This is a genomic window from Pantoea sp. SJZ147 (assembly GCF_007828605.1).
Classification (GTDB): Bacteria; Pseudomonadota; Gammaproteobacteria; order Enterobacterales; family Enterobacteriaceae; genus Pantoea; species Pantoea allii.
The window spans coordinates 98615-123897 of the sequence record NZ_VIVB01000011.1 but is presented as its reverse complement, the minus strand read 5'-3'; the positions used below and the strand labels follow the sequence as shown (position 1 = coordinate 123897).

Annotated in this window: 24 protein-coding genes; 14 read left to right on the top strand and 10 right to left on the bottom strand. The window is 54.9% G+C overall.

The window, feature by feature from the left end; genetic code table 11:
- Positions 1 to 110 precede the first annotated feature (110 nt).
- Positions 111 to 1616 carry a CoA-acylating methylmalonate-semialdehyde dehydrogenase gene (locus FBY13_RS16635; protein WP_063877571.1) on the top strand — a complete coding sequence of 502 codons (1506 nt, stop codon included), beginning with the start codon at positions 111 to 113 and terminating at the stop codon, positions 1614 to 1616.
- 81 nt (positions 1617 to 1697) lie between these two features.
- Positions 1698 to 2516, top strand: a complete 819-nt coding sequence (gene iolB, locus FBY13_RS16630; RefSeq protein WP_063877570.1) for a 5-deoxy-glucuronate isomerase — start codon at positions 1698 to 1700, stop codon at positions 2514 to 2516.
- A gap of 151 nt (positions 2517 to 2667) precedes the next feature.
- On the opposite strand, the gene FBY13_RS16625 is transcribed toward iolB, so the two are convergent.
- From FBY13_RS16625 to FBY13_RS16615, 3 genes are all read right to left on the bottom strand, one after another.
- Positions 2668 to 3519 carry a MurR/RpiR family transcriptional regulator gene (locus FBY13_RS16625; RefSeq protein WP_063877569.1) on the bottom strand — a complete coding sequence of 284 codons (852 nt, stop codon included), beginning with the start codon at positions 3517 to 3519 and terminating at the stop codon, positions 2668 to 2670.
- Between the two features lie 247 nt (positions 3520 to 3766).
- Positions 3767 to 4663: a myo-inosose-2 dehydratase gene (iolE, locus tag FBY13_RS16620; protein ID WP_145394642.1), complete on the bottom strand. Its 897-nt coding sequence runs from the start codon at positions 4661 to 4663 to the stop codon at positions 3767 to 3769.
- Between the two features lie 26 nt (positions 4664 to 4689).
- Complete coding sequence (locus tag FBY13_RS16615; protein ID WP_145394641.1) at positions 4690 to 5700, bottom strand: Gfo/Idh/MocA family protein; 1011 nt, start codon at positions 5698 to 5700, stop codon at positions 4690 to 4692.
- A 620-nt stretch (positions 5701 to 6320) separates the two neighbouring features.
- On the opposite strand from FBY13_RS16615, the gene iolC reads away from it, so the two are divergent.
- Positions 6321 to 8243, top strand: a complete 1923-nt coding sequence (iolC, locus tag FBY13_RS16610) for a 5-dehydro-2-deoxygluconokinase (RefSeq protein WP_145394640.1) — start codon at positions 6321 to 6323, stop codon at positions 8241 to 8243.
- Positions 8244 to 8358: 115 nt separating this feature from the next.
- Here the strand turns inward: iolC and FBY13_RS16605 are convergent, their stop codons facing one another.
- Entirely contained in the window at positions 8359 to 8913 is a 555-nt protein-coding gene (locus FBY13_RS16605; RefSeq protein WP_063877564.1) for a DcrB family lipoprotein, read from the bottom strand.
- Between the two features lie 117 nt (positions 8914 to 9030).
- Complete coding sequence (locus tag FBY13_RS16600; protein ID WP_145394639.1) at positions 9031 to 9696, bottom strand: 7-cyano-7-deazaguanine/7-aminomethyl-7-deazaguanine transporter; 666 nt, start codon at positions 9694 to 9696, stop codon at positions 9031 to 9033.
- A 205-nt stretch (positions 9697 to 9901) separates the two neighbouring features.
- On the opposite strand from FBY13_RS16600, the gene tusA reads away from it, so the two are divergent.
- On the top strand, positions 9902 to 10153 hold the full coding sequence (tusA, locus tag FBY13_RS16595; RefSeq protein WP_063877562.1) for a sulfurtransferase TusA: 252 nt from the start codon (positions 9902 to 9904) through the stop codon (positions 10151 to 10153).
- 26 nt (positions 10154 to 10179) lie between these two features.
- On the opposite strand, the gene FBY13_RS16590 is transcribed toward tusA, so the two are convergent.
- Both FBY13_RS16590 and FBY13_RS16585 read right to left on the bottom strand, forming a co-directional pair.
- Positions 10180 to 12465: a zinc/cadmium/mercury/lead-transporting ATPase gene (locus FBY13_RS16590; protein WP_145394638.1), complete on the bottom strand. Its 2286-nt coding sequence runs from the start codon at positions 12463 to 12465 to the stop codon at positions 10180 to 10182.
- An 88-nt stretch (positions 12466 to 12553) separates the two neighbouring features.
- Positions 12554 to 13183, bottom strand: coding sequence for a lysoplasmalogenase (locus tag FBY13_RS16585; protein ID WP_096012677.1), 630 nt, complete (start codon positions 13181 to 13183; stop codon positions 12554 to 12556).
- A gap of 151 nt (positions 13184 to 13334) precedes the next feature.
- On the opposite strand from FBY13_RS16585, the gene FBY13_RS16580 reads away from it, so the two are divergent.
- A complete protein-coding gene (locus FBY13_RS16580) occupies positions 13335 to 13691 on the top strand; it encodes a DUF2500 domain-containing protein (RefSeq protein ID WP_063877559.1) in 357 nt (118 codons plus the stop codon).
- A 38-nt stretch (positions 13692 to 13729) separates the two neighbouring features.
- Here FBY13_RS16580 and FBY13_RS16575 read toward each other — a convergent pair whose 3' ends face one another.
- Together FBY13_RS16575 and rsmD are read right to left on the bottom strand one after the other, a co-directional pair.
- A complete protein-coding gene (locus FBY13_RS16575; RefSeq protein ID WP_013027564.1) occupies positions 13730 to 13999 on the bottom strand; it encodes a DUF1145 family protein in 270 nt (89 codons plus the stop codon).
- Positions 13989 to 14588, bottom strand: a complete 600-nt coding sequence (gene rsmD / locus FBY13_RS16570; RefSeq protein WP_145394637.1) for a 16S rRNA (guanine(966)-N(2))-methyltransferase — start codon at positions 14586 to 14588, stop codon at positions 13989 to 13991. Before rsmD ends, FBY13_RS16575 begins: the two co-directional genes overlap by 11 nt.
- 234 nt (positions 14589 to 14822) lie before the next feature.
- Between rsmD and ftsY the strand changes: the two genes are divergently transcribed.
- The 4 genes from ftsY (at position 14823) to rpoH (ending at position 19330) form a co-directional block, all read left to right on the top strand.
- Positions 14823 to 16595: a signal recognition particle-docking protein FtsY gene (ftsY, locus tag FBY13_RS16565; protein ID WP_145394636.1), complete on the top strand. Its 1773-nt coding sequence runs from the start codon at positions 14823 to 14825 to the stop codon at positions 16593 to 16595.
- Between the two features lie 5 nt (positions 16596 to 16600).
- A complete protein-coding gene (ftsE, locus tag FBY13_RS16560; RefSeq protein ID WP_063877557.1) occupies positions 16601 to 17269 on the top strand; it encodes a cell division ATP-binding protein FtsE in 669 nt (222 codons plus the stop codon).
- Complete coding sequence (gene ftsX / locus FBY13_RS16555) at positions 17259 to 18242, top strand: permease-like cell division protein FtsX (protein WP_063877556.1); 984 nt, start codon at positions 17259 to 17261, stop codon at positions 18240 to 18242. Before ftsE ends, ftsX begins: the two co-directional genes overlap by 11 nt.
- Before the next feature lie 230 nt (positions 18243 to 18472).
- Positions 18473 to 19330 carry an RNA polymerase sigma factor RpoH gene (gene rpoH / locus FBY13_RS16550; protein ID WP_013027559.1) on the top strand — a complete coding sequence of 286 codons (858 nt, stop codon included), beginning with the start codon at positions 18473 to 18475 and terminating at the stop codon, positions 19328 to 19330.
- Between the two features lie 43 nt (positions 19331 to 19373).
- Here the strand turns inward: rpoH and panM are convergent, their stop codons facing one another.
- Positions 19374 to 19760, bottom strand: coding sequence for an aspartate 1-decarboxylase autocleavage activator PanM (panM, locus tag FBY13_RS16545; protein WP_063881050.1), 387 nt, complete (start codon positions 19758 to 19760; stop codon positions 19374 to 19376).
- A gap of 403 nt (positions 19761 to 20163) precedes the next feature.
- On the opposite strand from panM, the gene FBY13_RS16540 reads away from it, so the two are divergent.
- The 5 genes from FBY13_RS16540 to livF all read left to right on the top strand — a co-directional run bounded on the left by FBY13_RS16540 (position 20164) and on the right by livF (position 25090).
- Positions 20164 to 21288, top strand: coding sequence for a branched-chain amino acid ABC transporter substrate-binding protein (locus FBY13_RS16540; RefSeq protein ID WP_145394635.1), 1125 nt, complete (start codon positions 20164 to 20166; stop codon positions 21286 to 21288).
- Positions 21289 to 21425: 137 nt separating this feature from the next.
- On the top strand, positions 21426 to 22352 hold the full coding sequence (gene livH, locus FBY13_RS16535; RefSeq protein ID WP_063877554.1) for a high-affinity branched-chain amino acid ABC transporter permease LivH: 927 nt from the start codon (positions 21426 to 21428) through the stop codon (positions 22350 to 22352).
- A complete protein-coding gene (locus FBY13_RS16530; protein ID WP_063877553.1) occupies positions 22349 to 23617 on the top strand; it encodes a high-affinity branched-chain amino acid ABC transporter permease LivM in 1269 nt (422 codons plus the stop codon). Before livH ends, FBY13_RS16530 begins: the two co-directional genes overlap by 4 nt.
- The gene (livG, locus tag FBY13_RS16525) at positions 23614 to 24381 is read left to right on the top strand and encodes a high-affinity branched-chain amino acid ABC transporter ATP-binding protein LivG (RefSeq protein WP_063877552.1); all 768 of its coding nucleotides are present in this window, start codon (positions 23614 to 23616) and stop codon (positions 24379 to 24381) included. Before FBY13_RS16530 ends, livG begins: the two co-directional genes overlap by 4 nt.
- Position 24382: 1 nt before the next feature.
- Positions 24383 to 25090: a high-affinity branched-chain amino acid ABC transporter ATP-binding protein LivF gene (gene livF, locus FBY13_RS16520; RefSeq protein ID WP_186440825.1), complete on the top strand. Its 708-nt coding sequence runs from the start codon at positions 24383 to 24385 to the stop codon at positions 25088 to 25090.
- Positions 25091 to 25283 lie beyond the last annotated feature (193 nt).

Below are 25283 nucleotides of genomic sequence, written 5' to 3'. Positions count from 1 at the left end.
TTGTTTCATTGTAATAGCTTCATAGCATGCTTTTGGCTTCATCTGCCCAGCCAGCATGCCACTTCTTGTGCTTTGCCTGCTGGAACCGTACACACCAAAGAGGCAACATCATGACTATCGTAGGAAATTTTATTGGCGGTAAAACCACGTTCAGTGCCAGCAACGAAACCATTCCTGTGTTCGATCCGGCGACCGGCAAGGTTATCCGTGAACTGACCCAAAGCAGCGCAGATGAAGTGGCCCAGGCGATTGACGTGGCACATGCTGCCTTTCCTGCCTGGTCCAAAACCTCACCGCTGCGTCGCGCCCGGGTGATGTTCAACTTTAAAGCCTTAATGGAACAACATCGTGATGAACTGGCGGCATTGATCGTGTCTGAGCACGGTAAAGTCTGGTCCGATGCGTTAGGCGAACTGACGCGCGGCATCGAGGTGATTGAGTTCGCCTGCGGCATTCCCCACCTGCTTAAAGGTGAGAACTCACCCAATGTGGGAGGCGGGGTAGACAGCTACTCGCTCATGCAGCCTGTGGGTGTGGTCGCCGGAATTACACCTTTCAATTTCCCTGCCATGGTGCCGCTGTGGATGTTCCCTATTGCGCTGGCCTGCGGTAACACGTTCATTCTTAAGCCACCGGCACTGGACCCGTCAGCCGCGGTACGCATGGCGGAGCTGCTGAAGGAAGCGGGCTTGCCGGACGGCGTTTTCAACGTTGTCCACAGTTCGAATGACAACGCAGAACAGCTCTACAAAGATTCCCGTATCGCGGCCGTCAGCTTTGTCGGCTCGTCGGGTGTGGCTGAGCACATTTATAAAACGGCCAGTGCGCATGGTAAACGCGTACAGGCATTTGGCGCGGCAAAAAACCACGCCATCGTGATGCCAGATGCGGATCTGGATGCCACAGTCAATGCCATCATGGGCGGTGCATTTGGCTCTGCGGGTGAGCGCTGTATGGCCCTGCCGGTGGTGGTGGCAGTAGGTGATGATACGGCGGATAAGCTGATTTCGCGCCTGACGCCGCTGATTAAAGCATTACGCATCGGTCCCGGCATCAACAAGGGCAGCGACGAAAATGAAATGGGTCCTGTCGTCTCTGCCGCCCATCAGAAAAAAGTGCTGGGCTATATCGATAGTGGCGAGCAGGAAGGGGCAACGTTGGTCGTCGATGGGCGTAACCAAAAAGTCGCGGGTTTTGAGGACGGTTACTACGTCGGCGGCACATTATTCGATAATGTCACGCCAGAGATGGTGATTTGGCGCGAAGAGATTTTTGGCCCGGTGTTGAGCATCATGCGCGCGGCGGATTACGACAGTGCGCTGAAACTGGTTAACAGTCACGAATTTGGTAACGGTAGCGCCATTTTTACCAGTAATGGTCACACTGCGCGTGAGTTTGTGCAGGATGTCGAAGCTGGCATGGTCGGCGTCAACGTGCCGGTTCCGGTGCCGATGGCGTTCCACAGTTTTGGTGGCTGGAAGCGGTCGGTATTCGGGGCGCTCAACGTCCACGGGCCAGATGGCGTGCGTTTTTATACGCGCATGAAAACGGCTACCGTACGTTGGCCGAGCGGTCAGCAAACGGTTTCTGAATTTAGTATGCCAACGTTAGGTTAAGTGGATGGGCCAGTTAGCCTGATCGTGGGCGCTGGCTAACAGCATGTTTACTCTGAAGGACGGCGGATAAGGAGACGGCGGATGTCATTACTCTCGAAGGTAAAACAGCCTGATAACCAGGGGCGCATACAGCAGGTGACGCCGGAAAGTGCGGGCTGGCGCTATGTAGGTTTCGAGTCTTACCTGTTGAAAAAAGGGCAAACGCTCAACCTCACTAGCGGCGATACTGAACTTTGTCTGGTGCTGGTCGCAGGCCTGGCTTCCGTCACCACGCGCCATGCGACCTTTCCGGGGCTTGGCAAGCGGATGTCGCCGTTTGAACGTATACCGCCTTATTCCGTGTACGTCCCGCATGATGATGCCGTGACGGTAACGGCTGACAGCGATCTGGAACTGGCCGTGTGTCAGGCTCCGGGCCAGGGCGACAAACTGCCCGCCCGCTTGATTGCGCCAGAAGATGTCGGCGTTGAACGGCGTGGCAAAGGACACAACCAGCGCCTGGTGCATAACATTCTGCCGGACAGTGAACCGGCAAACAGCTTGCTGGTGGTAGAGGTGTTTACCGACGAGGGCAACACCAGTTCCTATCCGAGCCACAAACACGATCAGGAAAACAGCGAGAACGAAACCTATCTCGAAGAAACCTATTACCACCGCTTTGAACCCGAACAGGGCTTTGCTATGCAGCGCGTTTACACGGACGATCGTTCGCTGGATGCGTGCATGGCCGTTTACAACCGGGATGTGGTCACGGTGCCGCGCGGTTACCATCCCGTGGCGACGATAGCGGGTTACAACAACTACTATCTTAATGTGATGGCAGGGCCGGTTCGCTTGTGGAAATTCAGCTGGGAAAGCGATCACGCCTGGATTAACAGCGATCACTATCCGGCGGGTTAATCACTGCGGATAGCAACGGGCAGCCTGCGGGCTGCCTTTTTTGTGACGCAAAAGGCTGTACGCGCGGTGGCAGGATGCGCCCGGCTTTATTCAGGTGGGGTCAGTCGTACAGGTATAACAGGCAAGCCACGCCGTCGCAGACGGCGGCCTGTCAGGAGATTTGACCGGTCTGGGCGTTAGCCAATGCCAGTGACACTGCCAGCGTCTGCGCCAGGCACAGTGAGGCAACCTGAGAGCGGAAGCCGTCGACCTGGGCTTCGCGTACTACAAAGCAGACGTCGCTAAACGCTGCAAGCGGGCTAACCTGGCTGTCGGTAATCGCAATTAAGCTGGCCCCCCGTTTCGCCCCCAGTTCCACCACTTCTACGGCTTCCCTGGCATAAGGCGAACAACTGATGGCTATCACCACGTCTTTTGGGGTCACAAGATTAAGCTGTTCAGTAAACATGCCGCCCAGTCCGTCAATCAGAAAAGCACGGCGTTCCAGATGGCGCAGGGCATAAACCAAATAGGAGGCGACGCTAAACGAACGGCGCAGGCCGATAACGTAAACGTTCTCTGCCTGATTCAGGAGTTCTACGGTTTTGTTTAACTGCTCAGGACTCACCTGCATCGCCAACTGCTGAAGTGCCTGACTGTTAACCATGGTGAACACATTCAGGATTTCGGCTGGGCTTTCGGGTGAGTTGGCGGCATCATCGGCCGCCGTCTGACGGAATAGCCGTGCACGCTCAGTATAGTTAACGGTTTCTTCCATCAGGTGCTGACGAAAAACTTGTTTCATTTCGTTGAAACCGCTAAAGCCAAACGCATTGGCAAAGCGAATCAGGGTAGAGGGCGGTACATCCGCCTGCTGTGCAATGGAGGCCACGGTATCAAAAGCAATACTGTTACTGTTATCAAGAATATAGCGAGCCACCTGCTTCAGCCGTTTGCTCAGCGTTTCATAACGGCGGCGAATTTCGTCCTGCAGCTGTGAAAGTTGGGAAGGATTATTGCTCATGAAGTCTGCTCATTTGCGTAACGCGTGGCTGGATAATGGACGATATGATATCAGATGGTTGGAAAATTTCATTTGTTTGTTTTATAGGCGGAATTTATTTCATTAGTTTATGAAATGACTCACAGATTCGTCGTCACTGGCGAAAGCGGCGGTTTCAGCTCTACCGACGTGAAAAGGCTGCGCCCGGAGACAACATTGGGCGCAGCCTGATAACCGTATAACGCGTTGCTCAGGCACCGATACCGGCTTACAGCCCGGTGTTCTCGCGAATATACTTTCTGGCTTTAACCGCGTACTCAAACGGATTGGCCAGCGCGGGGTCCTGCTCGGCCTCAACGACCATCCAGCCTTTATAGCCGTAGTCATCAAGAATTTTGAAAACCGGTTTGAAATCAATAACACCATCGCCCGGTACGGTAAACGTGCCCTTTTTTACCCCATCCAGAAATGACAGATGCTTGTCCCGTACTTCAGCAACAATCTCATCCCGCACATCTTTCAGATGAACGTGAAAAATGCGCGGCAGGTAGGTTTTCAGCACCGTCAGCATGACGTCCTGTGAACCTTCGGAGTAGTAGATGTGGCCGGTGTCATAGAGCAAGCCCACCTCGTCATGGGTTAACGCCATAAAACGATCGATTTCGGCGGGCGTCTGAATAGCCGTACCCATATGATGATGCAGGCAGACACGCATACCTTTGGCGGCCGCGAGCGCGGCCAGCTCGTTATAACCTTCCGCCGTGCGCTGCCACTCATCGTCATTAAAGACAGGCTTATGGTCCAGCACCGCAAGCGTTGTGCCCTGAATACTTTTACTCTGTTCGGAACAGCCGATGACGCGGGCACCCATGTCATAGAGAAAATTCATGTGGGCCGTGAATCCCTCAAGAGTTTCAGCTTTATCACCCTGAGCAAAGAAAGTGCTGAACCAGGCGTTGCAGATCTGAATGCCACGAATGTCGAGCATCGGTTTCAAAATGGCAGGATCGCGCGGGTATTTGCTACCAACTTCACTGCCGGTAAAGCCTGCCAGCGCCATTTCACTCACGGTTTGCTGGAAGGTGTTTTCACTGCCCAGCTCCGGCATATCGTCATTTGTCCAGCCAATGGGCGCTATCGCCAGCTTAACGTTATCGTTGTTCATCGGTTACCTGCTTATGGCGATAGGGATTAGTTGTAAAATGCCGGACGGGCGGGCATTTCAATAGGTTCAATGGCACCGCTTTTTTGTGCTTTGATACAGGCATCCGCAGCCACCGAGGCAGCAAAGCCATCCCAGGCAGAAGGACCGGTTAACTGGCCCGCTTTCACGTCGTTGATAAACGCCTGCAGCTCAACGTCGTAAGCCTCAATAAAGCGGTCTTTCCAGTCGACTAAAATCGTGTTGGACAGTTTGGCCTGCTTACGCAGCTGCACCGATGAAGGCTCTGGCAGTCTGGCGATACCTTCCTCACCGACAACCTCACACTGGATATCGTAGCCATAGGCACAGTTAACAAAGATTTCCACGTCAATGCGCACGCCTTTCTGCGTTTCAAACAGGACGATTTGTGGATCTTTCAGATGCGAATGGGCTTTGGCGGTGACGCGTGGAAAAACCACCTGCACGCTTTTGTAATCGTCACTCGTCAGCCAGCGCAGGACGTCGAGTTCATGAATTAAGGTATTGGTGATGGCCATTTCGGTGTTGTAATTTTCCGGCACCGTCGGGTTACGGTGCGCGCAATGCAGCATCAGCGGCTCGCCGATTTCACCGTCAGTAATCACTTTCTTCAACGCACGGTAACCGGCATCGTAAGGTCGCATAAACCCGACCTGAACCAGCCGCGCGCCATGTTGGATTTCTGCGTCTACCACCCGACGACAGCCTTCTGCGCTCATCGCCAGCGGCTTCTCACAAAAGACCGGCTTACCGGCCGCAATGGCCGCAAGGGTAAATTCTTCATGGGTCGGGTCCCATGAGGTCACCAGCACCGCATCGACATTGGGTGAGTGAATCACGTCAAAGCCATCCTGGTGCACTTCTGCATCAATATTCAGTCGTTGCAGCGCAGCCTTAGCCCCTTCAACGTTGATATCGGATACCGCCACTACCTTTGCCCCTTGTAAGACATTGTTGCAGCGGCGAATGTGTTCCTGACCAATCGCACCTGTTCCAATCACACCAAGTTTCAACGTCATAATTACACCTGTAGGGTTAAATCGGAGATAAGACACATGAGCCGTTAAACGGCCCGGAAATCACGCTTTTTTGGCCTGCGCCAGATGCGTATGCCACATGCCGTGCTCGTTCTTGCCCGGCGGTTTATGCCCATCCGCTGCAACGGGTGAGGCGGAACGGAGAACGCGATCTGGAAAACTGAAATGTCAGTGGATTATAAACAAATGCATTTTTCATAAAACACCATTACAGAAGAAATATTTCATTTTGCGAGTGGGATCAAATTTACATTCCTGAATCATCTGTGGCGAATCAGATAACAGGGGTAACTGGAATGTTTAGTAATAGTTACATATTTTTATGGCGTTTCATTTCATCCCCGCTGTCGCGTCACGAAAGCGAGCGCAAAGCCGCTCGCCTTGTGGCACGGGCATCGCGAGATAAGTTGCCCGGCTGCACGATCGGTCGTCAGGGAATAATAGATTTTTAACTGGTTCACATAATCGCATTGTAAGTTTCATTTTGAATTGAATTTGGAATATTTGTTCCTCATACTGCATTTATTGTTAACCAGACACCTTCAGACCTCGATCCCCAACCTGTCCGCAGTGTCTGCTCATCACAGAAGGAAACCAGAAGTATGAGTACACAACAGAAGCGTCTTGATGTGATTTGTATTGGACGCATCGCCGTCGACTTCTATGGTCAGCAAATTGGCGCGCGGCTGGAGGACACCACGTCCTTCGCCAAATATCTTGGTGGTTCGTCGGGTAATGTCGCTTACGGCACGGCCATTCAGGGGTTGCGATCGGCCATGCTGGCGCGCGTTGGCGATGAGCATAATGGCCGGTTTTTACGTGAGAGCCTGCAACGTGTGGGCTGCAATACGGATGCGTTGATAACCGATAAAAAGCGCCTGACCGCACTGGTCATTCTCGGCATTAAAGATGAAGAGACCTTTCCCCTGATCTTTTATCGCGATAACTGCGCCGATATGGGGCTGGTGCCAGAGGACATTGATGAGGCCTTTATTGCTTCTTCACGCTCAGTGGCGGTCACCGGCACTCACTTATCGCATCCTCAAACGCGTGCCGCCGTGCTGAAAGCGTTGGATTTTGCCCGCAAAAACGGTCTGCGCACGGCGCTGGATATCGACTATCGCCCGGTGCTGTGGGGATTAACCTCGCTGGGTGATGGTGAAACACGTTTCATTGCCTCGTCCGAGGTGACGGCGCAACTGCAGGAGGTCGTCCATTACTTCGATCTTATCGTCGGCACCGAAGAAGAGTTTCATATTGCGGGCGGCAGCACTGACACGCTGACGGCACTCAGACAGGTGCGCGAGGTCAGTCGTGCCACGCTGGTCTGCAAACGGGGCGCAATGGGATGCGTTGTCTTTGAAAACGAGATTCCGGAAAGCTGGGATCAGGTTAAGCTGCACAGCGGCGTACGCGTCGAGGTGTTAAATGTGTTGGGGGCCGGAGACGCGTTTATGTCGGGTCTGCTGCGTGGCTGGCTAAACGATGAGGGCTGGGAGCAGGCCTGTCGATATGCCAACGCCTGTGGTGCGTTGGTGGTTTCACGCCACGGTTGCGCCCCGGCGATGCCAACCCGAGAGGAACTGGACGATTTCCTGAGCCGTGAAAAGGCAGTAAAACGCCCGGATCTGGATAGCCAACTGACCCACCTGCACCGGGTAACGTCCCGGCAGCAAGCCTGGCCTGAGCTCAATATTTTCGCCTTTGACCATCGCAAGCAACTGGTCGATATGGCCCTGGCCGCGGGCGCTGACGTTAGCCGCATTTCGCAGCTCAAGCTTCTGCTGTTGCAGGCCGCAGAGCAGGCGGTAAAGCAGGCGGGCATAGAGACGAAAAGCGGGATTCTGGCCGATACGACCTTTGGTCAAAGGGCGCTTAACGCCATTACCGGCAAGAACAGATGGATCGGGCGGCCGGTAGAGTTACCGGGATCGCGCCCCCTGCGTCTTGAACACGGCAATATCGGCACCCAGCTTATTAGCTGGCCGTTAGAGCACGTGGTGAAATGTCTGGTGTTCTATCATCCTCACGACAGTGCAGAACTGCGGGAAGAGCAGGATGCCCTGTTACTGGATGTCTGGAGAAGCTGCAACAAAAGCGGGCACGAACTGCTGCTTGAGGTGATTCTGCCAGACAGCCAGCCGGATCATAACGAAGCCTTTTATCTGATGCTGATGAGCCACTTTTATGGACTGGGGATTAAGCCGGACTGGTGGAAATTACCCCCTCTGTCGACGGCAAGCTGGCAGGCCATTGGCACCCTGATTGAGGAGCAGGACCCTCACTGTCGCGGCATCCTGTTACTTGGGCTGGATGCGCCAGAAGAGAAGCTGAAAGCCGGTTTTGCCGAGGCTGCGCAAGCGCCATGGGTAAAAGGTTTCGCGGTGGGACGTACTATCTTTGCCCAGCCTTCACGCCAGTGGTTGCAGGATGAGATCGGTGACGACGCGCTGGTGACGGCGGTAAAAGAGAATTATCTGCGTTTGATTGAATACTGGCGCATGGCGCGCGAGCAGGTGCGATAGCCAAAGCAGGCAGGATGATGAGCGCACCGTGCGGAGTGATATCTTCCGCACGGTGCGTGGCTTAGCGTTCAGGAACAGGCAATAACGCGCAGGGCGGGCAAGCGCCCGTCCGCGATTATTTCAGTGCAATGCTCTTCACTACCGTTTCAGCATCACTTTGTGCCTGCTGCTGATTCTGGCCCGGCAGCGTAATCTGCATGGTCATCAGCTTACCGTCCACCTTGGCCAACACGACCGAAGACCATGAAGTCTGGTTGTTAGCTGAAATCACCGTATCCAGCTGCTGTGCGGGTTCGCCGCCCAGCGTCACCGCTTTGTTCGAGACAACCTGTAGCTGCGGATCGCGGTTACGCTGCTGCTGTTCCATACGTTGAGATAAAACATCCAGACCTTCGTTGGTGGGATCACCCGCAATCACGATAATTGCCCGCGCGCCGCTCTCATCAGCATAAACGTGCATGTTGGTACTTTGTGAACCCAGCTTGCCGCTCTTGTCGGACATGCCCGGTGGTAAGGAGAAGCTTAACTTGCCATCCATCAGCGTCACGGTTTGTGCCGACTGACTGGCAGATGCGCCGTTGTCGTTTGCCGCTTCATCTTTCTTTTGGTCACAGGCCGCGAGGCCGAGGACCAGCAAACCAATTCCCGCATATTTCACTAAATTACGCATCAGAATCCCTTTTTAAATTTCCGCTCAGGCGTTTATACAACAGGAATCAGGTTGCAAACGCAACCTGAGTATTGTCAGAAGATTTTAGCGGATTGTCAGGAAAGGCTGAATGGCCGGTTAGCCGAAATGTATCTGTGGCTGAGCCTGGCGTTCGGCCAGACGTTTCAGCGCCGCATTCAGCAACACACCGTAGGCGGGCAGGAAGAACACCATGCAGATCAGCACCTTGAAGCTGTAATCCACCAGGGCGATTTCCACCCAGTGCTGCGCCATAAACGGGTCGGAGCTTTTGTAAAAGGCGATAAAAAAGAACGCCAGCGTATCGCTGATATTTCCTAAAAACATGGCGCAGCCCGGCGCTACCCACCACTGCGGCAAACGGCGCAGGCGATTAAATACGTGCACATCCAAAATCTGGCCCAGTGCATAAGCCATAAAGCTGGCACAGGCGATACGGGCGACAAACAGATTCACCTGTTGCAGTGCCTGCCAGCCTTGCCACTCGCCCTGATAAAACAGGCTGGAAATGGTATAGGAGATAAACAGGGCAGGAACCATCACCGCCAGAATAATCCGTCGTGCAAGCGGCGCACCAAAAATGCGAACGGTCAGATCGGTTGCCAGGAAAATAAACGGGAAGCTAAACGCGCCCCAGGTGGTATGGAAGCCGAACAGGGAAACGGGCAACTGCACCAGATAATTACTGGAGGTAATCACCAACAGGTGAAACAGGGACAGCCAAAGAAGCGCGTAGGTGCGCTGAAGCGGTGTAAATGCGAGCATAATAAGCCTTTTTAATGGTGGGGTGAGGGAACCCATTGCCGTGCGTAGAGGATTCAGCGCCCGGCGGTTTCATGAACAAAAAACGGCCGCATCTTACCCTGTTGTGCTATTAATGCAATGGCTAATTTTAACGCAATCGTTACCGCCTTGCGTCAGAGGGCCGACGCGCTAGAATAGGCGCCCGCCAACCTGAATTGAGATCGTCATGAGTGATGTATTTTCTTCCGCCGACCATCAGCTGGATGCTAAAGGCCTGCGCTGTCCCGAACCGGTCATGATGGTGCGCAAAACCGTACGCGGCATGCAGGAGGGGGAAACGCTGCTGATCGTCGCTGACGATCCGGCAACCACGCGGGATATTCCCGGTTTTTGCCGTTTTATGGAACATCGCCTGCTGGCCGCGCAAACGGAAACGCTGCCCTATCAGTTTTTGATCAAGAAAGGGATGGGCGAATAACGGCGGCGTTTGCCGCCGTCAGAGGGTTAATCCCGCGAGCGCAACAGCCGCAACGCGTTCGCCGTGACCAGCGCGGTGGCACCTGAATCAGCCAGTACCGCCAGCCATAATCCGGTCAGACCGAGCAGCGTCGTGACCAGAAACAGTGCCTTAAGCCCCAGTGCAATACCAATATTCTGGCGAATAATGCCCCGGGTACGACGTGCCAACCTGATCATCGGAGCCAGATGGCTAAGCTGATTGCGCGTTAAAGCCGCATCGGCCGCTTCCAGCGCGACATCGGTGCCGTTGCCCATCGCAATGCCCAGCGTTGCCGCCTTCATGGCAGGTGCATCATTGATGCCGTCACCCACCATCGCGACGACCTGCTGCTGACTGAGCTGGCGAACCTTCTCAACTTTGTCGGCAGGTAATAAGCCCGCGTGCCATGCGATATCCAGTTGCTGCGCCACCACGGCTGCCGCACGTGGGTTATCCCCTGTCAGCATAATACTGTTGATGCCAAGCGCTTTTAACGCCTGCAAAGCGGCAGGGGTTTCACTGCGCAGGCGATCGCGCAATGCCAGCGCACCCAGCGCTTTGCCCTCACGCAGCAGGATAACGAGCGTGTCGCCTTGCGCTTCCTGCTCACTAATCAGGCGTTGTTGCTGCGGGTCCAGAAGGCTGACGCGCGCCGGTGCCAGCAGTTCAACGCGCTGGCCTTCAATCTCTGCCCTGATACCGCTTCCGGCCATCGCCTGTTGGTGAGTGGCTGACGGGATAGTCAAGCCTCGGGCCTGTGCGGTGGCCACGATGGCCGTCGCCAGCGGATGCGTTGAACCCTGCTCCACGGCTGCGCCCAGCAGCAGAATCTGTTCTTCAGTGAGATCGCCGAACGGTAAAATTTGGGTTAGCTGCGGTTTACCTTCTGTCAGCGTACCGGTTTTGTCGAACGTAATCGTCTGCACCGTACTCAGGCGCTCCAGTGCCGCGCCACCTTTGATGAGTGCGCCACGACGTGCCGCCGCCGCCAGGCCGGAGGTAATGGCGGCGGGCGTTGAGATCACCAACGCACAGGGACAACCAATCAGGAGTAACGTCAGGCCTTTATAAATCCATGGTAGCCAGGGGCCCGCGCCGAACAGGGGCGGTAACACCATGACCAGCAGGGCCAACAGCATAATCGCTGGCGTGTAAAGTCGACTGAAATGGTCAATAAAACGTTCCACCGGCGCGCGATGGGTTTCCGCTTCCTCAATCAGTTGCAAGATGCGGTCAATGGCACTCTCGCCGGGTTTTGACACCACGTCCAGTTCCACCAGGCGATCCACGCTGGTGGCGCCTGCCAGCACCTTTTCGCCCCGCGAGCGCAGAACCGGCAACGACTCCCCGGTTAAGGCACTTTCATCGAAACTGGCGCTTTCAGCGACTAAACATCCATCTACCGGCAGACGACCACCGGCGGCAATCTCAATGCGGTCGCCGGGCTGCAGCGCCGCCAGTGGAACCTCAGTGCGAATGCCATTTTGCAGGCGCACGGCTGATTCGGGGCGCAGCGCCATCAGCTGGCTCACACCACTGCGTGCGCGGGTTGCCGCATAGGCTTCCAGTCGTTCACCCAGTTGAAACAGCAGCAGGACCATGGCCGCTTCCGCATGAGCGCCAATCAACAGCGCCCCTGCCGATGCCAGGGTCATCAGGGTTTCAATAGTAAAGGCGGAACCCGTTCGCAGGCGTTGCCATGCCTTACGCGCTACCGGAATCAGACCAACCAGCGTGGTCAGAATAAATAATCGATCGCCCCACACAGCACTGACCTGGCTGAGCGCCGTACTGGCTAGCATCAACCCGGCAAGCAGTATCAGGGGGAAACAGGTTTGCCATGGGGATGGTACCGGGGCGGAAACCGATGTTGAGGAGAGCTGGAAGCCGGCTTTTCTGACGGCGTCTTCTATTGCAGACTGAACCGGCGCACGGGCGTCAACGACCAGTTTTTCGCTGGTGAACAGCACGCGGGCCTGAGTAACATCGGGCAGTTGGCGAACGGCGGTTTCGATGGAGCGGGCGCAACTGGGGCAGTCCATACCGCTGACCAGCCAGCTGAACTGAAAGGCATCAGAGGACCGTCGTCGGTCACCTTCGTCATCGGCTTCGCTGCCGGATGAGCCAGCACACGGGCAGTCACTACCACCACCGTTGCCGTCAGCGGTTTCGGGCGTCGCAGCAATAATAGAGAGAGTGCCGGAACGGACAGGGCGAATCGCACAAAGCGGTTTCGCGGCACGGTGCGTGCCGCAGGGCTTACCGCAGCCACAAGCATGATGTTGATGCATATAACCTCCGGAAGTCGTGGGCAACATGCCCACGGCTTATCTTACACCCGACGGTTTCATCCATCTCCAGATTTATTGTGACGGTTTCTTAGGCGATCCACAGGGAACGGACAATCATAAAGTGACCGGCAAAATAGCAGGCGGCGACGATGGCGCTGTCCGCGCTAAAGCGGCGGCGGTAATGGCTGATAAACCACACAATATTGGCCAGCAGAAGCAGAGCAGAACCGACAAGAATCGAGAAGCTGTAATCGCTCGGGCGGAAAAAATACTGCTCTGTTGCCATCCAGTTCATGACCAGCGTCATACCGATAAGCGTACAGACCGGCCAGCGTAGCGTTTCCAGCTTACTCCACAGCACACCAATCACGACAACCCCGATAATCAAAAAGGTCAGCGGAATAGGCCAGTAGAAACTCATGGTCATGTTGGCGGCAAAGCACAGCGTATAGAGCAGATGCGACAGGAAAAACGCCCCCAGCGCATAGAGCGTTTGCTGCCGTGGCAGCAGCGTCAGCGTGTCGCCGATGAGGGTGGCGACCAGTCCGGCCACAATCAGATAGTCAGAGGTGCTACGCGTCGGCGCTTGCCAGGCCAGCCCGACTAACAGCAGTAAGGTGACCGGTTTGAATAACCAGCGTTGCCATTGCGGCCCCCGGTAAGAGGCATCCACATACAGCCAGCCGGAGAAAAGTACAGCGAGAAAGGACCAGAGCATTGCTTCTCCCTTTTTACCAAAAATGGTGACAGTTCCTGAAAAACTCCTATCAGTCTAGGTTACGCCAGCACGATGTGACAATCGGTGAAGTCTGGTTGTATGCTTTAGCACGTAACCTGCACCCTCTGTAACCTGATAAAGCTGGGATAGTATGAAACCACCGCTCCTTTTTATTATTGTACTGGCTGTTATTGCGGTTTTAGCGACCCGCCAGTTCATCAGGCAGCGGCGTGAGGCCGCCGTTAACGATGCTTCGCCGGTACGTACGCTGGCGGTCGAAGTGAAAACCAAACGTGAGTTTTCGGTTTCCAGCCGCCGGTCGCGTGAGCGTGAAGTCATCGCCGGAGACGAAATGCGCTACGAAGCCTGGTTTCATCCGCTGAACGGCGAAAGCGATATCAAAATGCGGGTGAGCGAGGGCGACTACCATTTGATGGACAAGGGCACGGAAGGGGAGCTTACCCTGCAGGGCACGCGTTTTATTCGTTTTACGCCCACCCAGCGTTAACGGCGGGGCCGGTGCCCGCCGTGACGATGTTACTGATGTTACTTGCGTGGGAAATTTTTTTTCTGCCACGCAACCAGTTCGAAAACGCCAAACAAAAAGACCTTTATCTGGGTGACACGATCGATCGGCGGTGCATCTTTGCCTTGTGTGGTGCGCAGCAGAACCAACTGCAAACCATGCATCAGAATCATAAATATCAGGGCCACATTGATAAACCAGGTCAATGGCTTCGGATAAGGATGAATCAGGTTAAACAGTAAAAAACCCCACACGCACAGCATCAGCAGGCGTCCTAAATTAAGTAACATCGTGTGTCTCCTGTTGGCGCTGATATAAGCGATAGGCCACCTGGCCGGCAATTTTTTCGCGGTAAAGATTCCAGTGCGCCGGAACCGGCGGTGCGCCGCGCTCGACTTCACTTTCAACGTAGATGAGTGCATCAGCAGTCAGCCAGCCGTTATTCTCCAGCAGTTGCAGCGTTTGTTCCAGCAGGCCCTGGCGAAAGGGGGGATCGATAAACACGATATGAAAGGGTTTACCGTCCTGAGCCAGCCAGGTGAGGGTGTTTGTCTGCACAACCTTGCCGTTAGCAGCCTGTAGCGTCTGTAAATTTTTTGACAGCTGCTGCGCCACCGGGCGTTCCAGCTCCAGTAAGGTTGCCGATGCGGCGAAACGCGACAAGGCTTCCAGCCCCAGCGCGCCGCTACCGGCAAAGCAGTCCAGGCAGTCGGCCTGTTGAATAGAGGGTGCCAGCCAGTTAAACAGGGTTTCACGCACCCTGTCGGTAGTCGGCCGGAGCCCGGCGCTGTCCGGCACCGGCAATTTGCGGCCGCGCCACTGTCCGCCAATGATGCGGATTTGGCCTGCACCACCAGTCTTACGGGGAGGTTTTATCATTTTGCTCACAAATCTTCATAATTTGTTGCGTAGTTTAACGGGCGAAACGATGAGAAGAAACGTTAAAAAAGGGTGCTGTGGTGAGCTGGCTGGAAAGTGTTAGACTACAGCGTTGCTGCTGTTATGCATAATTCTGCGGTTTGACGCTCATCTGGCGTTTATCACCCATTACTGTTTTTAACCCTGGGTACATTGTGCTACCGGGATGAAGCCATCGAGGAGTGTGGTTACACAATGGCAAAAGAGAAAAAACGAGGCTTTTTTTCCTGGCTGGGATTTGGCAAAGAAGAAGAGAAACAACCCTCAACGGAAGAGCAGACATCACAGACTGCACAATCGGAAGTCCAGCAGCCAGAACAGGAAGCCCCGGCAATAAGTCAGGCGAAAAGCCATGCGGAAGAGACCGTTGCAACCCCTGAACACGTCGTTGAACCGCAACGCCCCCTCGCTCCCGGCGCCACAGTAGAGCCGACGCCCCCTGCGTCAGACGCTGAACGTGCGTTGACTCAGCAGGAGGGCGGGATAGCACCGGCGAAAACCACTGAGCCTGCGCCCGTTCCCGCAGAAGATGATGCACCGCTGAGCGACGATGAACTGGCCGCGCTGGCGCTGGCCGATGCGGATATCGTGGAGGTTACGCCTCACGAGCCTGAAACTGTGGCGTCAGAACCTGCCCCTGTTGCAGACGACGCACCGCTGAGCGACGACGAACTGACCGCGCTGGCGCTGGCCGATGCGGATATCGTGGAGGTTACGCCTCACGAGCCTGAAACTGTAATGTCAGAACCTGTCCCTGTGGCAGACGACGCACCGCTGAGCGACGACGAACTGACCGCGCTGGCGCTGGCCGATGCGGATATCGTTGAGGTTACGCCTCACGAGCCTGAAACTGTAATGTCAGAACCTGCCCCTGTTGCAGACGACGCACCGCTGAGCGATGACGAACTAACCGCGCTGGCTTTAGCGGGCGCGGATGCCGTTGAGGAAGCGCCTCACCATGCGGGTCAGGCAGAACCTACCGATACCGTCAGCGATCTTCCCCTGGCCGCCGCGCCGCTAGTGACGCAGGAGCAGGATCGTCCGACGAAAGAAGGCTTCTTTGCTCGCCTGAAACGCAGCCTGGTGAAAACCCGCCAGAACCTGGGCTCGGGTTTTATCGGCCTGTTTCGTGGCAAGAAGATCGATGATGAGCTTTTCGAAGAGCTGGAAGAGCAACTGCTGATTGCGGATGTGGGGGTTGAAACGACGCGCCGCATTATTACCAGCCTGACGCAGCAGGCCGATCGTAAACAGCTTCGCGATGCAGAGGCGCTTTATGGCCTGCTGAAAAGCGAGATGGCCGGGATTCTGGCGAAAGTCGAAGCACCGCTCAATCTTGAAGGTAAAACCCCGTTCGTCATTTTGATGGTCGGCGTGAACGGTGTGGGTAAAACCACCACCATCGGTAAGCTGGCTCGTCAGTATCAGGCTGAAGGGAAGTCGGTCATGCTGGCGGCGGGCGATACCTTCCGTGCGGCGGCCGTTGAACAGCTTCAGGTATGGGGCCAGCGCAACAACATTCCTGTGGTGGCGCAGCACACCGGCGCGGATTCTGCCTCGGTGATTTTCGACGCCATTCAGGCTGCCAAATCCCGTGGCGTTGACGTCTTAATCGCCGACACCGCGGGGCGTTTGCAAAACAAATCGCACCTGATGGAAGAGCTGAAGAAAATCACACGCGTGATGAAAAAGCTGGATGAGCAGGCGCCGCATGAAGTCATGCTGACAATTGATGCCAGCACCGGGCAGAATGCCATCAGCCAGGCCAAACTGTTCAATGAAGCCGTCGGTCTGACCGGCATTACCCTGACGAAACTGGATGGCACGGCCAAAGGTGGCGTGATTTTCTCGGTGGCGGATCAGTTTGGCATACCTATCCGTTATATCGGTGTTGGAGAAGGCATCGAAGATTTACGGCCCTTCAAGGCCGAGGATTTTATTGAGGCACTGTTTGCCCGAGAGGACTAATTAGGATGATTCGCTTTGAAGAGGTCAGTAAGGCATATCTCGGCGGACGTCAGGCGCTGCAGGGAGTAGATTTTCATCTGCGTCCTGGTGAAATGGCGTTTCTGACCGGCCATTCTGGCGCAGGGAAAAGTACCTTGCTGAAGCTGATTTGTGGCATTGAACGTCCCAGCGCCGGACAAATCTGGTTTAGCGGGCATGATATTTCACGTCTGCGTAACAGCGAGGTGCCGTTTCTGCGCCGTCAGATTGGGATGATCTTTCAGGATCACCACCTGCTGATGGATCGTTCCGTGTACGACAACGTGGCGATTCCGTTGATCATATCCGGGGCCAGCGGTGAGGATATCCGGCGTCGTGTTTCCGCGGCCTTAGACAAAGTGGGCCTGCTCGACAAAGCGAAAAGTTATCCTATTCAACTTTCTGGTGGTGAACAGCAGCGCGTCGGCATTGCGCGTGCCGTCGTGAATAAACCTGCGGTACTGCTGGCGGATGAACCGACGGGTAACCTTGATGAGGCCCTGTCTGAAGACATTCTGCGGCTGTTTGAAGAGTTTAACCGCGTTGGGGTGACGGTCTTGATGGCGACACATGATGTGGCGCTTATCGGTCGCCGAAATTATCGGGTGATGACGCTGAACAAAGGACGCCTGCACGGAGGCCACGATGGTCAATAAACGCAATAAACGCGCGACAGCGCCGAAGGCGAAGCAACCGTCGAAAAGCAAAGCGTTACGCGGCGGCATGCAGGAGCAGTGGCGCTATGCGCTGCGCGGTACGTTGTCTGACATGTGGCGTCAGCCACTGGCGACGTTGCTGACGGTGATGGTTATCGCCATTTCTCTGACGCTGCCCAGCGTGTGTTATATGGTGTGGAAAAACGTCAGCCAGGCCGCCACGCAATGGTATCCGGCTCCGCAGCTTACGGTTTATCTCTCTAAAACCCTGGACGACACCGCGGCGGAAAACGTGACGGCCCAGCTAAAGCAGGTCGATGGCGTAGAGCACGTCAACTATCTGACGCGTGAAGAGGCCCTGAACGAATTCCGTAACTGGTCAGGCTTTGGTGGCGCGATGGATATGCTGGAGCAGAATCCTCTGCCGGCCGTTGTCATTATTACGCCTAAGCTCAACTTCCAGAATTCCGATACCCTGCAAACCCTGCGCGACAGGGTGGCAAAAGTGCAGGGCGTAGACGAAGTGCGCATGGATGACAGTTGGTTCGCCCGTCTTGCGGCCCTGACCGGGCTGGTGGGACAAATTGCCTCCATGATCGGTATCTTAATGATCGTGGCGGTGTTCCTGGTGATTGGCAACAGCGTCAGGCTGAGCATTTTTGCCCGGCGCGATACCATCAACGTACAGAAGCTGATCGGGGCCACCGATGGGTTTATCCTGCGTCCGTTCCTGTATGGCGGGGCGTTATTAGGTTTCACCGGGGCGGTATTATCGCTGATTCTGTCTGAAGTGTTGGTCCTGCGTCTGCAGTCCGTCGTCGCGCATGTTGCGTCGGTGTTTGGCACGACATTCTCTCTGGAAGGTTTTTCCTGGGATGAGGCGCTACTGCTGCTGCTGATTGCGGCCATCATCGGATGGATTGCGGCCTGGCTGGCGACGGTACAACATTTACGCCGATTTACGCCCCAGTAAACTGCTGCAACATTTTTTTGTTATAATCATCCTCTGCTGCCGACAATGGGTGCAGAGGATGTTGCCCCGCTGTCATCTGTGTGTAAAATATACACTGCTATAATTGAACTTGTGGATAACTTTGTTTTCCAAGTAGCACAGATTGCTTTTGGTTTTCCTGCGTCGTTGACATAATGTGACGTGCGCTTAAGGAAAGATGCGGCAATTCCACTGATTTTGTGAGGGTTTGAATGACCAAAGAAATGCAAACTTTAGCTATTGCTCCTCTGGGCAACCTGGAATCTTATGTTCGGGCTGCCAATACCTGGCCGATGTTGTCGGCAGAAGAGGAAAAGGCGTTGGCTGAACGGCTGCATTACCAGGGCGATCTGGATGCGGCAAAGACGCTGATCCTGTCTCACCTACGCTTTGTTGTTCATATCGCTCGTAACTACTCAGGCTACGGCCTGCCTCAGGCTGACCTGATTCAGGAAGGTAACATCGGCTTGATGAAAGCCGTTCGTCGCTTTAATCCTGAAGTTGGCGTCCGTCTGGTGTCCTTTGCCGTTCACTGGATCAAAGCGGAAATTCACGAATACGTGCTGCGTAACTGGCGTATCGTGAAAGTGGCGACCACTAAGGCACAGCGTAAGCTGTTCTTTAACCTGCGTAAAACCAAGCAGCGTCTGGGCTGGTTTAATCAGGATGAAGTGGAAATGGTCGCGCGTGAGCTGGGCGTAAGCAGCAAAGATGTGCGAGAAATGGAATCGCGCATGGCGGCTCAGGATATGACCTTTGATATGTCCGCTGACGATGAAAGCGGCGAAGGCAAATCCATGGCCCCGGTGCTGTATCTCCAGGATAAAACCTCTGATTTTGCCGACGGCATTGAAGAGGATAACTGGGAATCCCATGCGGCCGATAAGCTGACATACGCAATGGAAGGCCTGGACGAGCGCAGCCAGCATATTATCCGTGCCCGCTGGCTGGATGAGGACAACAAAACGACCCTGCAGGAACTGGCCGATCGTTACGGCGTTTCCGCAGAGCGCGTCCGACAGCTTGAAAAGAACGCGATGAAAAAACTCCGAATGGCGATCGAAGCCTGACGAGACAGGGCGACCTCAGGTCGCCCTTTTTACTGCCTGCGCGTTATTTCACCCAGCCGTCAACCTGCGCACGAAAACCACACGCCTGCATAAACGCCGCCCGGATGCGTTGATCGTCACTGCCGTCATCGGCAATCCACCAGTCGTTCAGCGATGGATTCTGCTGCATCGTTTCTTCCAGGAGATACTGACCGACACCACGCCGTTTGGTGGCCTCTCTTACCGTCAGATGATGCACCTTGCCATGAATCCCTGAAATTTCTAACTGCAATGCCGCCAGCAAACGATCGTTGAAGCGCGCGGCGTAAAGACGATGGCTTTCATTTAACGACGCCTCCAACTGCGCGATATCCCTTTCAGGCCAGATCTTCCCCAGGTCTGTCCGGTCCTGCTGCGTCAGCGAGGTCAGACGCATAATGGTGAGCTTCATAACAAACACCTGTATGTGTAAAAAGCCGATAATGTAGTCAATTCCCGTAACCGGAACCCCGACACATTTTAAGCAATAAAACAGGTCAAAACCGCGACCGAGTGCCAGGATAATAGTGATAAACAGGTATTCCGATTTTAAAGACAGCATAACGCGCTGGCCTGGTAAGCAAAAGCTGTGCATTGCCTCCAGATGATTATGCTGCTTAACATTGCGAATCATGAATATGTCAGTTGCTTTACAGAATATACTTCCTGTTTAATAGTCTGAAATATAAAGCCTTATTACTAATAAAAGCCAGAAAAGCGTGCTAACTCATTATTGTTAAATCAGTTTTCCACTTTATCTGGCAGAAAATAACATCACTCACAACAAACACGACATAACTGATGGGGTAGTTCGCATGAAAATGACAGGTCGCGCGTTACTGGCAGGATGCGTTGCATTGGCGATGAGCCATGCGGCAATGGCGAAAGATATTAAAATAGCTATCGTAGGTGCCGCTACTGGCCCGGTCGCGCAGTATGGTGATATGGAATTTACCGGCGCTGCACAGGCGATTAAAGATATTAATGCCAAAGGTGGCGTAAACGGCGACAAACTGGTCGGTGTGGAATATGACGATGCCTGTGACCCAAAACAAGCGGTTGCAGTGGCCAACAAGGTGATTAACGACGGCATTAAATATGTCATCGGACACCTGTGTTCTTCCTCAACGCAGCCTGCTTCAGACATCTACAATGACGAAGGCGTGCTGATGATTACCCCGGCCGCCACGGCACCTGAACTGACCGCACGGGGTTATGCAGACGTGATGCGCACCACCGGTCTGGATTCTGATCAGGGCCCAACCGCAGCGAACTACATCCTGGATGTGATTAAACCAAAACGTATCGCTGTTGTGCATGACAAACAGCAGTACGGACAGGGCCTGGCGGAATCCGTCCAGAAAACCCTGAAAGCCAAAGGTGGCAACGTGGTGATGTTTGAAGGGATCACCGCAGGCGATAAAGATTTCTCTACCCTGATTGCCCGTCTGAAGAAAGAAAACGTGGATTTCGTTTATTACGGCGGTTACTACCCGGAGCTGGGCCAGATTCTGCGCCAGGCTAAAGCCGCAGGCCTGAAGGCCGGCTTTATGGGACCAGAAGGCGTGGGCAATGCCTCGCTGTCTAATATTGCGGGCGATGCGTCTGAAGGGCTGTACGTCACATTACCAAAACGTTACGACCAACTGCCACAGAACAAGGCGATTGTTGAAGCCATTAAAGCCAACACCGCGTCTAACCGTAAAGATCCTACCGGACCTTTCGTCTGGACCACCTATGCGGCTATCCAGTCTCTGGTCACCGGCATCGAGCGCAGCAAGAGCGATGAACCCGATGCGATTGCGAAGAACCTGAAAACCGGCGCACCTGTTCCAACGGTTATGGGCGACCTGAGCTGGGATCAGAAAGGCGATCTGAAGGGCTTTGAATTTGGTGTCTTCAAATGGCACAAAGACGGTTCGTCTACCGCTGTTAAATAAGGCAATGACTCTTCCCCGTGATCGGTGATCGGGGAAGCAGGCGAAGGCCATGCGCACGCTGTCGTGCCGCCTTCGCCTTGCTAACCCTCTTCTGCTGGCAGGAGAGGGGTTTTCTGGTTCCTGAGTAGGTCCTCACTATGTCCGAGCAGTTTCTCTATTTCATTCAGCAGATGTTCAACGGGGTAACCCTCGGGAGCACCTACGCGCTGATCGCCATTGGCTACACCATGGTTTACGGCATTATTGGCATGATCAACTTCGCCCACGGCGAGGTCTATATGATCGGCAGCTATGTCTCTTTTATCGTGATTGCCGCCCTGATGATGATGGGCATTGATACCACATGGCTGATGATTGCCGCCGGTTTTGTGATGGCGGTGATTATTTCCAGCGCCTATGGCTGGAGCATTGAGCGGGTGGCTTACCGGCCGGTCCGCTCCTCCAAGCGCCTCATTGCCCTGATCTCCGCCATCGGGATGTCTATCTTTCTACAAAACTACGTCAGCCTGACCCAGGGCTCACGCGATCTTGCGCTGCCGAGTCTCATTACCGGCCAGTGGACGCTGGGCGAAAGCAATGGTTTTGCGGCCACGCTGTCGACCATGCAGGTGGTGATCTGGGTGGTGACGTTCCTGACCATGCTGGCACTGACCTTGTTTATTCGCTATTCCCGCATGGGCCGCGCCTGCCGGGCCTGTGCTGAAGACCTGAAAATGGCCAGCCTGCTGGGGATTAACACGGACCGCGTGATATCGCTGACCTTCGTGATTGGTGCGGCGATGGCGGCAGTGGCCGGTGTGCTCTTAGGCCAGTTTTATGGCTCGATCAACCCGTTTATCGGCTTTATGGCAGGCATGAAAGCCTTTACCGCAGCGGTACTGGGCGGCATTGGCAGTATTCCCGGCGCGATGATTGGCGGTCTGGTGCTGGGCATTGCTGAAGCCCTGACCTCGGCTTATCTCTCAACCGAATATAAAGATGTGGTGTCGTTTGCCTTACTGATTGTGGTGCTGCTGGTGATGCCGACCGGCATTCTGGGCCGTCCGGAGGTAGAGAAAGTATGAAACGCCTTGGTCTGGTCAATGCACTGATCTCTACGGTCATGCTGCTGGTTCTGGCCGCGTTCTTTATGGGAATGCGCCTCGATCTGAATGGTACGAAGCTGCAGGTGGTGAATGCCGGTAGCGTGCGCTGGAACTGGATATTTATCGGTTGTGCGGTGGTGTTCCTGTTCCAGCTGCTGCGCCCGCTGTTTCAGGGCAAGCTGAAACGCAGCGGCGGCCTGGTGCTGCCCGGCTTTGATGGTTCCACGCCAAAGCAAAAGCTCGTCATGGCATTGATGATCGCCGCCGCCGTTATCTGGCCATTCCTGGTCTCGCGCGGCAGCGTTGATATCGCGACGCTGACGCTCATCTACATCATGCTGGGCCTGGGGTTGAACGTGGTGGTTGGGCTGTCAGGGCTGCTGGTTCTGGGTTACGGCGGGTTCTATGCGATAGGCGCTTATACCTTTGCCCTGCTCAATCATTACTATGGTTTCGGTTTCTGGCAGAGCCTGCCGCTGGCTGGTTTAGTGGCCGCCGCGTTTGGTCTGCTGCTGGGGTTCCCGGTGTTGCGGTTGCGTGGTGATTATCTGGCGATTGTGACGCTCGGCTTCGGCGAAATCGTCCGTATCCTGCTGCTGAATAATACCGCGATTACCGGTGGGCCGAACGGTATTGCCCAGATTCCCAAACCCACGTTCTTCGGCCTGGAGTTTGGCCGCCGCGTCAGTGAAGGTGGATGGGGCACGTTTCACGACGTCTTTGGCATGAAATACGATCCCAGCGACAGGGTGATTTTCCTGTATCTGGTGGCATTACTGTTGGTGGTGCTGACGCTGTTTGTGATTAACCGCCTGCTGCGTATGCCGCTCGGCCGGGCCTGGGAAGCATTGCGTGAAGATGAGATTGCCTGTCGCTCGCTGGGCTTAAGCCCGACCCGTATTAAACTCACGGCCTTTACCATCAGTGCTGCCTTTGCGGGGTTTGCCGGTACGCTGTTTGCTGCCCGTCAGGGATTTGTCAGCCCGGAATCTTTTACCTTCGTCGAATCTGCTTTTGTCTTAGCCATCGTCGTGCTGGGCGGGATGGGATCGCAGTTCGCCGTTATTCTGGCCGCCATTTTGCTGGTGGTTTCACGTGAACTGATGCGCGATCTCAATGAGTACAGCATGCTGGTATTGGGTGGATTGATGGTGCTGATGATGATCTGGCGTCCACAGGGCTTACTGCCCATGAAGCGTCCGCACCTGAAACTCAGGCAGGGTAAACAAGGAGAGCAGGCATGAGTCAGCCTTTGTTAGCCGTTGAAGGCCTGATGATGCGCTTCGGCGGTCTGTTAGCCGTGAACAACGTAAAGCTGGAACTGCGACCCCAGGAAATCGTGTCGCTTATCGGGCCAAACGGCGCGGGTAAAACCACCGTCTTCAACTGCCTGACTGGCTTCTACAAGCCCACTGGCGGCAGCATTACGCTGCGTGACAAGAATCTGGCCGGTTTATCCGGGCAGAAGATCGCCCGCATGGGGATTGTGCGTACGTTCCAGCACGTACGTCTGTTCCGCGAAATGACGGTGATTGAAAATCTGCTGGTCGCGCAGCATCAGCATCTGAAAAGCGGCGTCTTTTCGGGCCTGATTAAAACGCCCGCTTTTCGCCGCAGTGAAGGCGACGCGCTGGATCGTGCTGCCACCTGGCTTGAGCGCGTCGGCTTGCTGGACATGGCCAATCGTCAGGCCGGTAATCTGGCCTATGGTCAGCAGCGCCGACTGGAGATTGCCCGCTGCATGGTGACGCGCCCGGAGATTTTAATGCTGGATGAGCCGGCTGCCGGGCTTAACCCGCGAGAGACGCACGAGCTGGATGAGTTGATCGCCGAGCTACGTGGTGAGCATAAGGTTTCCGTGTTGTTGATTGAACACGATATGAAGCTGGTCATGGGGATTTCCGATCGTATCTATGTGGTGAATCAGGGAACGCCGCTGGCTAACGGCACACCGGAAGAGATTCGTAATAACCCGGATGTGATCCGTGCCTATTTAGGAGAGGCGTAATATGACCATGTTAACCATTGATAACGTCAGTGCGCATTACGGAAAAATCCAGGCCCTGCACGGCGTTAGCCTGCATATTGACCAGGGTGAAATTGTGACCCTGATTGGTGCAAACGGGGCGGGCAAAACCACGCTGCTGGGCACGTTATGCGGTGAACCGCGTGCGACCAGCGGCACCATCACCTTTGACGGCAAAGCCATCACCGACTGGCAAACGGCGCGGATTATGCGCGAAGCCATTGCCATCGTGCCCGAAGGACGCCGCGTGTTTTCACGCATGACCGTGGAAGAGAATCTGGCAATGGGCGGTTTTTTTGCCAGCCGCCAGCAGTATCTGCAACGCATCGAACGGGTGTATACGCTGTTTCCGCGTCTGGCTGAGCGTAAAATTCAGCGGGCAGGCACCATGTCGGGTGGCGAACAGCAGATGCTGGCGATTGGCCGGGCACTGATGAGTCAACCGCGCCTGTTGTTACTGGATGAGCCTTCCCTGGGCCTGGCGCCGATTATTATTCAGCAAATATTCGATACGATTGAGCAGTTACGCAGCGAAGGCATGACGATTTTCCTGGTAGAGCAAAATGCTAACCAGGCTCTGAAGCTGGCCGATCGGGGTTACGTGCTGGAAAACGGTCACGTGGTGCTGGAGGACAGCGGCGAGGCGTTACTTTCCAATGAGGCCGTGCGCAGCGCATATCTGGGCGCATAGGTGGCAGGCCTGGCTCTCAGGCCTGGCGCATGTCGGGCAGCGCTCACTCTCGTTATCGCTTTTTTGGGTTTCGAGGGTGGGGCGCTGTCACACTTCAGTTATCTGGCTCACCTTTCCTGCCCTCGTCGTATCGTCCTCATGCATTAATCCCGCTTATCCCTGTCATCTTCTGACATTCCGCTGTCATTTTTCC